Here is a 12,295-nt window from a genome sequence, read left to right on the forward strand (position 1 = left end):
CCTCGCCGGCCGAGGGCCCTCGCAGGGAGCCGCCCGCCCGCCCGCCCTCGTCCGAGCGCCGCCCGCGCCGGGCGGCGGACGGCGAGGCCCCGCCGCCGCGCCGCCCGAGTCCCCGCCGGGGCCAGGACCGGCCGCCACGCCCTCGCCCGGCGACGCCGGCGCGCCCCGGCGCCGGAGCCCCGGCCGCTCCGGGCCCGCCGCCTCCTCCGCCGGCGGCCGCTCGCGCCCGGCCGAGGGCGGCCAGGCCGCCACGCCGCCGCGCCGGCCGGCTGCGAACCGGGGCTCCGCCTCCGGGGCCGGTGGGTCCGGGCGGTCCGGGCCGGGGCGGCGGAGCGACGGCCGGGGCCCGCGGGCGGTGCCCGGAGCGCGGCAGGAGAAGGCCGGGGCCGGCACGGTGTACCGGCGGGGGCGCCCGGTCGCGGCCGCGGCCCGGCTCGCTCGGGCCCCGCGCACGGTGGTGCTGGCGGATCCGCGGAAGCGGCTGCGGGCCGCGCTGATCGTCTTCGGCCTCGTGCTCTCGCTCTTCGTGGGCCGGCTGGCGCAGCTGCAGTTCCTGGACGCCTCGGCGCTCGCCGCGGACGCCGCGGTCAACCGGTATGTGGAGGTCGCGCTGCCCGCGCAGCGCGGATCGATCACGGACGCCTCGGGCGCGGTGCTGGCCGCCACCGTCGACGCCTACGACGTCACCGCGGACCCGTACTACTTCTCGGCCGCGCAGGCGCATGTGGACGACGCGCCCCAGCGCGCGGCGGCGCTCCTCGCGCCACTGCTCAAGGTCGACGCCGCGACCCTCGCCCGGAAGCTGACCTACGACGGCCCCGGCGACCGCTACCAGCTGCTGGCCCGTCAGGTGGACCCGCAGACCTGGAACAAGATCAAGGCCCTGGTGGTCCAGGAGCAGACGAACGCCGGCACCGGCAGCTGCCTGGTGCAGCAGAACGCCGCCGCGAAGGCCGGCGCCGCGGGCCGGCTGACCGACCCCTCCTGCGCGAACCTGCTGGCCGGCCTCGTCCCGCAGGACGACCCCAAGCGGGTCTACCCGGAGGGCGGCCTCGCCTCCAACCTCCTCGGCTTCGTGGACTCCACCGGCAGCGGCGCCGGCGGGCTGGAACTGCAGTTCCAGAAGGAGCTGGCGGGGCAGCCGGGCAAGCTCCACTACGCCCAGTCCAACGGCCGCGAGGTGCCGACCGCGGGCCAGCAGCGGCAGGCCCCGGTACCCGGCACCGACTACCGGCTGACGATCGACCAGGACATCCAGTGGGCCGCCCAGCAGGCGATCAGCGGCGAGGTGGCCAAGGCCGGCGCCCAGTCGGGGTACGTGGTGGTACAGGACGTCACGACCGGGAAGGTGCTGGCGATGGCCACCGCACCCGGATTCGACCCCAACGACCTCACCCACGCCAGCGCCGCCGACCTGGGCAACCCCGCCCTGAGCGACGCCTACGAGCCGGGCAGCGTCAGCAAGCTGATGACGATGGCCGCGCTGCTGGAGCAGAACGCGGCCACCCCCACCACCCATGTCACCGTCCCGGGCGCGCTGCCCCGGGCCGGCCGCTACTTCCACGACGACGTACCGCACGACACCTGGCACCTCACCCTCAACGGGGTGCTCGCCAAGTCCTCGAACATCGGCACCATCCTGGCCTCCGAGCACCTGGGCAGGACCCAGCAGCAGGCGGACGCGGTGCTCTACAGCTATCTGAAGAAGTTCGGCATCGGCTCGCCGACCGGTCTCGGCTTCCCCGGCGAGACCCCCGGGATCCTCGCCAAGCCGCAGAACTGGAACGCGGCCCAGCAGTACACCATCCCGTTCGGCCAGGGCCTGAGCGTGAACGCCCTGCAGACCACCTCGGTGTACTCGACCATCGCCAACGGCGGGGTGCGGATCCAGCCCTCGCTGGTGGAGGGCAGCACCGGGCCGGACGGTCGGTACGTGCCGGCGCCCGCGCCGGCCAGGACCAGGGTGGTCAGCGAGAAGACCGCGAAGAGCCTGGCCGAGATGCTGGAGTCGGTGGTGTCCAGCGAGGAGGGCACCGGCGCCGCGGCCCAGATCCCCGGCTACCTGGTCGCGGGCAAGACCGGGACGGCCAACCGGGTCGATCCGCAGACCGGCCGGTACAAGGGCTACACCTCCTCGTTCATCGGCTTCGCTCCGGCGGACAGGCCGCGGGTGACCGTCTCCTGCGTCATCCAGAACCCCAAGAACGGACATTTCGGCGGCCAGTTGTGCGGACCGGTCTTCAAGAAGGTGATGGAGTTCGCGCTGCAGAGTTTGGACGTGCCGCCGACCGGGGCGACCCCGCCGAACCTTCCGGTGGACTGGTGAGCGGCGTGCGGGCGGGCGGCCCGGCAGCGGACCCCGGGACGGGCCGGACGGCCCCGGCGGCGACGGCATCGGGGGCTGACAGCGTGACCTCACTTGGCTCTCACGGGGTGGGTCCGGGTAACCTCACCGCCGTGCCGAAACGTGATCACGACGATCTCTCCAAGACCTCCGTACCGCCGCGTCCCGCGTTCGTGCGGGCGACGGCGCTGAGCGAGATCGCGGCGCGGCTCGACCTTCCGGCGCCCGCGGTACCCGCTGACGGCGAGTCGACCGGCGAGTCGGCCCGCGAGCCGGCCGGGGGGCCCGCGGCGGCCGGGCAGGACGTGCTGGTCTCCGGGATCACCCACGACTCGCGCGCGGTCCGCCCCGGCGACGTCTACGCCGCCCTGCCCGGAGCCAACGTCCACGGCGCCGACTTCGCCGCGCAGGCCGCGAAGAGCGGCGCGGTGGCCCTGCTGACCGACGAGGAGGGCGCCCGCCGGGCCCGCGAGGCCGGCGTCCGGCTGCCCGCCCTGGTCCTCCCCGAGCCGCGCCGGGCGCTCGGCGCGATCGCCGCCGAGGTGTACGGGCGGCCGGCGGACCGGCTGCTCTCCATCGGCATCACCGGCACCAACGGCAAGACCACCACCGCGTATCTGGTCGAGGGCGGCCTTCTCGGCGCCGGCCGCACCCCCGGGGTGCTCGGCACGGTCGAGATGCGGGTCGGCTCCTCCCGGATCAAGAGCGAGCGCACCACCCCCGAGGCCACCGACCTCCACGCGGTCCTCGGCGTGATGGCGGAGAGCGGCGCGGACGCGGTGGCGATGGAGGTGTCCAGCCACGCCCTGGTCTTCGGCCGGGTGGACGGAGTGGTCTACGACGTCGCCGTCTTCAACAACCTGACGCCGGAGCACCTGGACTTCCATGCCGACATGGAGGACTACTTCCAGGCCAAGGCCTCGCTCTTCACCCCCGGGCGCAGCCGCCGAGGGGTCGTCAACCTCGATGACGGGTACGGCCGGAGGCTCGCCGAGGGGGAGTCCAAGGTGCCGGTGGTGACCTTCTCCGCGACCGGCGACCCGGCCGCCGACTGGCGCGCCGAGGACGTCCGGCTCGGGCCGCTGGGCTCGGACTTCACCGTCATCGGACCGGACGGCGCGCGCGCCGAGGCGCACGCGCCGATCGCCGGGCCGTTCAACGTGGCCAACGCGCTGGCCGCGATCGCCGCCCTGGTCGAGGCCGGGCTGCCGCTGGAGCAGGTCGCCGCCGGGGTGGCGGCCGTGCCCGGGGTGCCCGGACGGCTGGAGCGGGTGACCGTCGAGGGCATGGCCCAGCCCTACCTGGCCGTGGTCGACTACGCGCACAAGCCGGACGCCCTGGAGGCGGTGCTGCGCTCGCTGCGCGAGGTCACCAAGGGAGAACTGCACGTGGTGATCGGCTGCGGCGGCGACCGCGACCCGCACAAACGCGGGCCGATGGGCGCCATCGCCGCGCGACTCGCCGACACCGCCGTGCTGACCAGTGACAACCCCCGGTCCGAGGACCCGCTGGCGATCCTCGCCGCGATGCTCGCCGGGGCTGTCGACGTACCGGAAGAGGAGCGGGGCGCGGTCCTGGTCGAACCCGACCGGGGCCGGGCCGTCGCCGCCGCCGTCGCCCGCGCCCACGCGGGGGACACCGTACTGGTGGCCGGAAAGGGCCATGAGCTGGGCCAGTACGTGCGCGGCGAGACCCGCCCCTTCGACGACCGGGCGGTCCTGCGCGAGGCGATCCGCTCACACGGGCACCCGCACGCCCACGACCGCCCCCGACACGCCGGATACGGCGTCCGACCTGCCGAATGACGGCCCGTCAGCCCCGTGCTGGCCGGCGGACGCCGCGGCGCGCACCACGCCAAGGAGTAGAGACCACGTGATCCCATTCACCCTCGCCGAGGTCGCGCAGACCGTCGGGGGGACGCTCCACGACGCACCGGATCCGGAGAACATCACCGTCTCAGGACCGGCGTTCCGGGACTCCCGGCAGGTCGTGCCGGGCGGGCTGTTCGTGGCGATCGTCGGCGAACGCGCCGACGGCCACGAGTTCGCGGCGCGGACCGTCGCGGACGGAGCCGCGGCCGTACTGGCCGCCCGACCGGTCGGCGTCCCGGCCGTGGTGGTGGACGACGTCGTGGCGGCGCTGGGCCGGCTGGCCCGTGCCTCCGTGGCGCGGCTCGCCGCGGGCGAGCCCGGCGGGGCCGGGCTGACCGTGACCGCGCTGACCGGTTCGTCCGGCAAGACCAGCACCAAGGACCTGATCGCCCAGCTGCTTCAGCGGCTCGGCCCGACGGTGTTCACCCCGGGCAGCCTCAACAACGAGATCGGCCTTCCGCTGACCGCCCTGGAGGCGGACAAGGAGACCCGGAACCTGGTGCTGGAGATGGGAGCCCGCGGGAAGGGCCACATCGCCTACCTCACCGGGATCGTGCCGCCCCGGATAGGCCTCGTGCTCAACATCGGCTCGGCGCACGTCGGGGAGTTCGGCAGCCGGGAGGCGATCGCCGAGGCCAAGGGCGAGATCGTCGAATGCCTGCCCGAGGACGGCGTCGCCGTGCTCAACGCGGACGACGCGATGATCCGGCCGATGGCCGAGCGGACCAGGGCCCGGGTGCTCTGGTTCGGCGAGGCCGAGAGCGCCGACATCCGGGCCACCGACGTCCGCGCGGACCAGGTCGGCCGCCCCTCCTTCACCCTCACCACCCCCACCGGTTCCGCCCCGGTGACCCTGCGGCTGTACGGTGAGCACCACGTCTCGAACGCCCTCGCCGCGGCGGCGGTCGCGCATGAGTGCGGCATGCCCGCCGCCGACATCGCCACCGCGCTCGGCGAGGCCGGTGCCCTCTCCCGCTGGCGGATGGAGGTCTCCGAGCGCCCGGACGGTGTGACGGTCGTCAACGACGCCTACAACGCCAACCCGGAGTCCATGCGGGCCGCGCTTCGCGCCCTCGCGGCCATCGCCGGCCGCGGGCCGGACCGCCGCCGCAGCTGGGCGGTGCTGGGCGAGATGGCCGAGCTGGGCGAGTCCTCGCTGACCGAGCACGACGCGATCGGGCGGCTGGCCGTCCGGCTCGACGTCACCAGGCTGGTGGCGGTCGGCGGCAACGAGGCCGCCTGGCTGGAGCTGGGGGCCAGGAACGAGGGTTCGTGGGGTGAGGAGTCGGTGCACGTGTCCGACGCCGATGCGGCGATCGCACTGCTGCGGGAGCAGGTCGAGCCGGGCGATGTGGTCCTGGTGAAGGCATCCCGTTCGAAGGGACTCGAACGGGTGGCCGAGGCGCTCCTCGCGGACGGCGCCGCCGGCGCCGCGCCGGCCGGGGCCGGGAAGTAGGGGCGGACAGATGCGGCAGATCCTCTTCGCCGGAATGTTCGGCCTGTTCTTCTCGCTGGTCGGCACCCCGGTGCTGATCCGCTTCCTGGCCCGGCAGGGCTACGGCCAGTACATCCGGGACGACGGCCCCAAGGCGCACCACAGCAAGAAGGGCACGCCCACCATGGGCGGCATCGCCTTCATCCTGGCGACCCTCCTCGCATACGCGCTGACCAAGGTGGCGACCGGCAGCAAGCCGACCGCCTCCGGGCTGCTGGTGCTCTTCCTCTTCGCCGGGATGGGCCTGGTCGGCTTCCTGGACGACTACATCAAGATCGTCAAGCGGCGGTCGCTGGGCCTGCGGGCCAAGGCCAAGATGGCCGGGCAGCTGATCGTGGGCATCGTCTTCGCCGTGGGCGTGCTGCGCTTCCACGACATCCACGGCTGGACGCCGGCCTCCACCCGGCTCTCCTTCGTCCAGGACTTCGGCTGGTCGCTGGGGCCTGTGCTGTTCGCCATCTGGGCGATCTTCATGATCCTGGCGATGTCCAACGGCGTGAACCTGACGGACGGTCTGGACGGCCTGGCCACCGGCGCGTCCGTGATGGTCTTCGGCGCGTACGTGTTCATCGGCATCTGGGAGTACGGCCAGAGCTGCGCCAACGTGCTGACCGCCGGCGCGAACTGCTACGAGGTCCGGGATCCGCTCGACCTGGCGGTGGTCGCGGCCGCGCTGATGGGCGCCTGCTTCGGCTTCCTGTGGTGGAACACCTCGCCGGCGAAGATCTTCATGGGCGACACCGGCTCGCTGGCCCTCGGCGGCGTGCTGGCCGGCCTGGCGATCTGCTCGCACACCGAGATGCTGCTGGCCATCCTCGGCGGCCTCTTCGTGATCATCACCCTCTCCGTGGTGATCCAGGTCGGCTCGTTCCGGATGACCGGCAAGCGGGTCTTCAAGATGGCGCCGCTCCAGCACCACTTCGAACTCAAGGGATGGAGCGAGGTACTGATCGTCGTCCGGTTCTGGATCATCCAGGGCCTGTGCGTGGCGGTCGGCCTCGGCCTCTTCTACGCGGGATGGGTCACCCGATGAACGAAGCCGCCGCCGACGACACCCCCGACTTCAAGGGCCTGCCGGTCACCGTCGCCGGCCTCGGGGTCTCCGGGCCTCCGGCCGCCCGGGTGCTCCGCGACCTGGGCGCCGAGGTCACCGTCGTCGACGGCGGCGACGGGGAGCGGCAGCGCGCCCAGGCCGCCGAGCTGCGCGCGATCGGCGTGCGGGTACGGCTCGGTGACGGCTCGTCACTCCCCGAGGGCACCCGGCTGGTCGTCACCTCGCCCGGCTGGCGCCCGGACTCGCCGCTCCTCCTCGCCGCGGCCGAGGCGGGCCTCCCGGTCTGGGGCGACGTCGAGCTGGCCTGGCGGCTGCGCCGGCCGCTGCCGGAGACCGGCGAGCCGGCCCCCTGGCTGGCCGTCACCGGCACCAACGGCAAGACCACCACCGTGCAGATGCTGGCCGCGATCCTGGCGGCGGACGGCAGGCGCACGGCCGCCGTCGGCAACGTCGGCGTCTCCGTCCTGGACGCCGTGACGGCCGAACCGCCGTACGAGGTACTGGCGGTGGAGCTCTCCTCGTACCAGCTGCACTGGGCGCCCTCGCTGCGGCCGTACTCCGGGGCGGTGCTCAACCTCGCCCCGGACCACCTGGACTGGCACGGCTCGATGGAGGCCTACGCCGCCGCCAAGGGCCGGATCTACCAGGGCAACCGGGTCGCCTGCGTCTACAACACCGCCGACCCGCTCACCGAGCGGCTGGTGCGCGAGGCGGACGTCGAGGAGGGCTGCCGGGCCATCGGCTTCACCCTGGAGACCCCGCGGCCCAGCGAACTCGGCGTGGTGGACGGGCTGCTGGTGGACCGCGCCTTCGTGGCGGACCGGCAGCGCAGCGCCGCCGAGCTGGCCGCGGTCGAGGACGTCCACCCGCCGGCGCCGCACAACGTCGCCGACGCGCTGGCGGCGGCGGCCCTCGCGCGCTCCTACGGCGTCGAGCCGGCGGCCGTGCGGGAGGGCCTGCGCGGCTTCCGGCCGGACGCCCACCGGGTGGCCGAGGTCGCGGTGGTGGACGGCGTGCGGTGGGTCGACGACTCCAAGGCCACCAACACCCATGCGGCGGCGGCCTCGCTGCGCGCGTACGAGCCGGTGGTGTGGATCGCCGGCGGCCTGGCCAAGGGCGCGGAGTTCGACGAACTGGTGGCGGAGGCCGCCGGGCGGCTGCGCGCCGTCGTGCTGATCGGGGCCGACCGGGACGTGATCCGGGCCTCGCTGGCGCGACACGCGACGGAGGTGCCGGTGGTGGAGGTCGCGGACGGGGAGACTGGGGCGACGGCGATGGCGTCCGTCGTGCGTGCGGCGCGGGGGCTCGCTCATGAGGGTGACACGGTGCTGTTGGCGCCTGCGTGCGCGTCGATGGACATGTTCACCAACTACGGTGAGCGCGGCGATCTCTTCGCCGAAGAGGTCCGTCGACTCTGACTCCGAGGGAGGGTGGCTGGTGCCCGGATCCTTTTTCTGCCCCGGCCCCACCCCTTCCCGTTTCCCGGGGCTGCCGCCCCGGACCCCGCAAAGTCGCGCAGCGACTTCAGGGGCGCGGGGAACTGCGCGGCCAGGCCGCTACGGTCCGCACTCGGCAGCGGAGTTCGGGTTGCAACCCGGTGGCCGTTGCCAGCTGCGGCGCCGTAGTGAGCTGGGCGCGCAGTTCCCCGCGCCCCTTGTTCGCCCTCCGGGCTCACCGGGGCGCCGGGGGCGGAGCCCCCGGGAGACGGGCAGGGCCGGGGCAGAAGAGACCAGGGGGCGTCGTGGCTAAGCCGCGCGCAGCGCAGGAGCCGAGGACCACCGTCACCGTCTTCAGCGCGCGCACCTTCCGCTCGCCCCGCGTCGCCCGCGCCCTCCGGCACGGCAAGCGGACCCTGGACCGGCCCCTCACCCCGTACTACCTGATCCTCGGCGCCGCCGCGCTGATCATCGCGCTCGGCCTGGTGATGGTCTTCTCCGCGTCCCAGATCACCGCCCGCTTCTACGGGCTGCCGTTCGCCTACTACTTCGAGAAGCAGCTGATCGCGGTCCTGATCGGGGCCGCCCTCGCCTTCGCGGCGATCCGCGTGCCGGCCCGCACCCACCGGCTGCTGGCCTACCCGCTGCTCCTGGTCACGGTGCTCCTGCTGCTCGCCGTGATGATCCCCGGCGTCGGCCTCACCGTGAACGGCAACCGCAACTGGATCTACCTGGGCGGCCCGTTCCAGATCCAGCCCTCGGAGTTCGCCAAGCTGGCGCTCGTCCTGTGGGGCGCGGACCTCCTCACCCGCAAGCGGCAGCTCGGCACCCTCGGCGAGTGGAAGCACCTGCTGATCCCGCTGGTCCCGGTCGCGGGCCTGCTGCTGATGCTGGTGCTGGCCGGCGGCGACATGGGCACCGCGATGATCATCTGCGCCCTCCTCTTCGGCCTCCTCTGGTTCTCCGGTGCGCCGCTGCGGCTCTTCGGCACCAGCGCCGCCGTCGCCGCCGTACTGGCAGGCATCGCCATCGCCGCCGTCCCCCACCGGCTCTCCCGGCTGTTCTGCATCGGCGCCACCAAGGTCGGCGCGGACGGCGCCTGCTACCAGGCGGTCCACGGCGTGTACGCGCTGGCCTCCGGCGGGCTGTTCGGCACCGGGCTCGGCGCCTCGGTCGAGAAGTGGGGACAACTCCCCGAGCCGCACACCGACTTCATCTTCGCGGTGACCGGCGAGGAGCTCGGCCTGGCCGGCACCCTCTCCGTCCTGGTGCTCTTCGCCGCCCTCGGCTACGCCGGCATCCGGGTGGCCGCCCGGACCAAGGACGACTTCGTCCGGTACGCCGCCGGCGGGGCCACGACGTGGATAATCTCTCAGGCGATCATCAACGTCGGGGCCGTGCTCGGCCTGCTGCCCATCGCCGGCGTCCCGCTGCCGATGTTCTCCTACGGCGGTTCGGCGCTGCTGCCCACCATGTACGCGGTGGGGATGCTGCTCTGCTTCGCCCGGAACGAACCGGCCGCGCGGGCCGCGCTGACCGCCCGCCGGGACCGGTCGGGCGGGCTGCGGGCCCGCTTCGGCCGCCCCGGACGGCAGTCCGGCCGCGGGCCCGGCCGGGAGGACGGGCCGCCCAGGCCGCGCGACGGTGGCGGTATGCGTCCCGTCGGTGGCAGCCGATAAGGTCGGTCCGGTCAACGCCCAGAGGGAACAGGTGGATTTCGGTGCATGTCGTTCTCGCCGGCGGGGGGACCGCCGGTCACATCGAGCCCGCGCTCGCCCTCGCGGACGCACTCCGCAGGCGCGACCCGACCGTGGGGATCACCGCGCTCGGTACGGAGCGCGGCCTGGAGACGCGCCTGGTCCCGGAGCGCGGGTACGAACTCGCCCTGATCCCCGCCGTCCCGCTGCCGCGCAAGCCCACGCCGGAGCTGATCACGGTGCCCGGCCGGCTGCGCGGCACGGTCAAGGCGGTCCAGGACGTCCTGGAGCGGACCAAGGCGGACGCGGTGGTCGGCTTCGGCGGCTATGTGGCCATGCCGGCCTATCTGGCCGCCAAGCGGGCCGGGGTGCCGATCGTGGTCCATGAGGCCAACGCCCGCCCGGGCCTGGCCAACAAGATCGGCGCCCGGTACACGGACTTCGTGGCGGTCTCCACCCCGGACAGCAAGCTGCGCGACTCCCGCTACGTCGGGATCCCGCTCCGCCGGTCGATCGCCACCCTGGACCGGGCCGCGGCCCGCCCGGAGGCGCGCCACTACTTCGGCCTCGACCAGCGGCTGCCCACCCTGCTGGTGACCGGCGGCTCGCAGGGCGCCCGCCGGCTCAACGAGACCATCCAGGCGGTGGCGCCCCGGCTCCAGCAGTACGGGGTGCAGATCCTCCACGCGGTCGGCCCGAAGAACGAGCTGCCGATGATCCAGGACGTCCCCGGCATGCCCCCGTACCGCCCGGTGCCGTACCTGGACCGGATGGATCTGGCGTACGCCGCCGCCGACATGATGCTCTGCCGGGCCGGCGCGATGACCGTCGCCGAGCTCGCTGCGGTGGGCCTGCCGGCCGCCTTCGTACCGCTGCCGATCGGCAACGGCGAGCAGCGTCTCAACGCCCAGCCGGTGGTCCGGGCGGGCGGCGGACTCCTCGTCGACGACGCCGAGTTGACGCCGGAGTGGGTGCTGGCGCATGTGCTGCCGGTGCTCACCGACCAGCAGCGGCTGTGGGACATGAGCCGGGCGGCCGCCGAGTTCGGCCGCCGGGACGCCGACGAGCTGCTGGTGGGGATGGTGTACGAGGCGATCGCCCGCAACCAGCAGGGGAGCCGGCGGGTCCGTGGCTGACCTCAGGTACGGCGAGCGGCCGGCGGGGGACGCCGGCGGCTCCGCCCTGCCCGGGGCCGCGGCGGCCCGGGCGGCCCCGGGGGCCCGTCCGAGGACGGCGAGGCCCCCCGCCCGCCCCGGCTGCGGCTCTCCCGGCGGGGCCGGGCCGTGGTGGGGGTCCTGGCGCTGGCGGTGCTCGGACTGATCGCCTGGGCGGTCCTCCTCTCGCCGCTGCTGGCCCTGGACTCGGTCGCGGTCTCCGGCACCGGCCCGGGGCTGACGCGGGCCCAGGTGCTGGCCGCGGCCCGCCCGCCGTACGGCACCCCGCTGCCCCGGGTGGGCACCGACGCCATCCGGCAGCGGGTGGCGAGGCTGCCCCGGGTGGCCTCGGTGACGGTCTCCCGGGGGTGGCCGACCGGGCTCAGAATCGCGGTGGTGCGGCGTACCGCCGTGGCCGCGCTGGACTCCGGCCGGGCCGGGAGCGCCGGCCGGTACGCGCTGGTGGACTCCACCGGCGTGCGGTTCGCCACCGAGGACCGGCCGCCGGCCGGAATCCCGGTGCTCCGGATGGAATTGACCGCCGCGGGCCGGAACGAGCTGGACGTCATCCCGGAGCGGGAACTGGTGGACGGAGCGGTGCGGGTGGCGGGCGATCTGCCGGCCGCGGTGCGCGGCAAAGCCTCGTCCGTAGAAGTCCGTTCATATGACGATATTGAACTGCGGTTGCCCGGCGGGGTGTTGGTCAAGTGGGGGAGCCCGGCGGCGGGTTCGCGCAAGGCGCAGGTGCTGACCGCGTTGATGCGCAGTCAGAAGTCCTCCGTTCGGAATACGTTCTACGACGTATCGGCTCCGGACGCGCCGGCCGTCGGAGGCTGAGCGGACGTCCTCGAATGGACTTTCCCGAGTGTTCGCGACACCTCGGAAAGACCGGGCACGATCTGTTGCCATTGTGCCAAGGCAAGGCCAACTCCCTTGGCACGATTGCCTGGTGAGGCGGCATGTGCCAGTGGACGGGCGGGGTGTTGACGGGACCGGGGTGGCTCCCCGAGTCTTGTCAGTCACCCCGGGTACGCATACGGGTCATTGATCACATAGGCTCAAGAAAAAACGGGAGACTCGGCGTGTCCGTTGCTACGGACTCTTGCCGCGACCTACTGTCCTGTACCAACAAGCGTGCTGGAGCAGGGCACCTGAGTAGGCATAACCCTAAACCTCAGGGTTAGGGTCCGGGTCGGGACTCCCGCCCCAGTCGGCAACTGCCGATCCGGCTCCATCACGGGGGA

General features: G+C 73.8%; 8 protein-coding genes. All 8 read left to right on the plus strand.

The annotated features are described in order from the left end of the window. Positions 1–355: 355 nt before the first annotated feature. The 8 genes from BS73_RS28690 to BS73_RS28725 all read left to right on the plus strand — a co-directional run bounded on the left by BS73_RS28690 (position 356) and on the right by BS73_RS28725 (position 11,888). Positions 356–2,326 carry a peptidoglycan D,D-transpeptidase FtsI family protein gene (locus BS73_RS28690; protein ID WP_235215570.1) on the plus strand — a complete coding sequence of 657 codons (1,971 nt, stop codon included), beginning with the start codon at positions 356–358 and terminating at the stop codon, positions 2,324–2,326. Positions 2,327–2,409: 83 nt separating this feature from the next. Then, complete coding sequence (locus BS73_RS28695; RefSeq protein WP_084704421.1) at positions 2,410–4,149, plus strand: UDP-N-acetylmuramoyl-L-alanyl-D-glutamate--2,6-diaminopimelate ligase; 1,740 nt, start codon at positions 2,410–2,412, stop codon at positions 4,147–4,149. A 67-nt stretch (positions 4,150–4,216) separates the two neighbouring features. Continuing rightward, on the plus strand, positions 4,217–5,671 hold the full coding sequence (locus tag BS73_RS28700) for a UDP-N-acetylmuramoyl-tripeptide--D-alanyl-D-alanine ligase (protein WP_037577319.1): 1,455 nt from the start codon (positions 4,217–4,219) through the stop codon (positions 5,669–5,671). A 10-nt stretch (positions 5,672–5,681) separates the two neighbouring features. Beyond that, positions 5,682–6,743: a phospho-N-acetylmuramoyl-pentapeptide-transferase gene (gene mraY / locus BS73_RS28705; protein ID WP_037577321.1), complete on the plus strand. Its 1,062-nt coding sequence runs from the start codon at positions 5,682–5,684 to the stop codon at positions 6,741–6,743. Next, positions 6,740–8,182 carry a UDP-N-acetylmuramoyl-L-alanine--D-glutamate ligase gene (gene murD / locus BS73_RS28710; protein WP_037577324.1) on the plus strand — a complete coding sequence of 481 codons (1,443 nt, stop codon included), beginning with the start codon at positions 6,740–6,742 and terminating at the stop codon, positions 8,180–8,182. Before mraY ends, murD begins: the two co-directional genes overlap by 4 nt. Before the next feature lie 506 nt (positions 8,183–8,688). Beyond that, entirely contained in the window at positions 8,689–9,879 is a 1,191-nt protein-coding gene (ftsW, locus tag BS73_RS28715; protein ID WP_407675151.1) for a putative lipid II flippase FtsW, read from the plus strand. 41 nt (positions 9,880–9,920) lie between these two features. After that, positions 9,921–11,033, plus strand: coding sequence for an undecaprenyldiphospho-muramoylpentapeptide beta-N-acetylglucosaminyltransferase (gene murG, locus BS73_RS28720; protein ID WP_037577327.1), 1,113 nt, complete (start codon positions 9,921–9,923; stop codon positions 11,031–11,033). A 147-nt stretch (positions 11,034–11,180) separates the two neighbouring features. Continuing rightward, positions 11,181–11,888, plus strand: coding sequence for a cell division protein FtsQ/DivIB (locus tag BS73_RS28725; RefSeq protein WP_051941010.1), 708 nt, complete (start codon positions 11,181–11,183; stop codon positions 11,886–11,888). Positions 11,889–12,295 lie beyond the last annotated feature (407 nt).

This window comes from Phaeacidiphilus oryzae TH49 (genome assembly GCF_000744815.1).
GTDB classification, from domain to species: Bacteria; Actinomycetota; Actinomycetes; order Streptomycetales; family Streptomycetaceae; genus Phaeacidiphilus; species Phaeacidiphilus oryzae.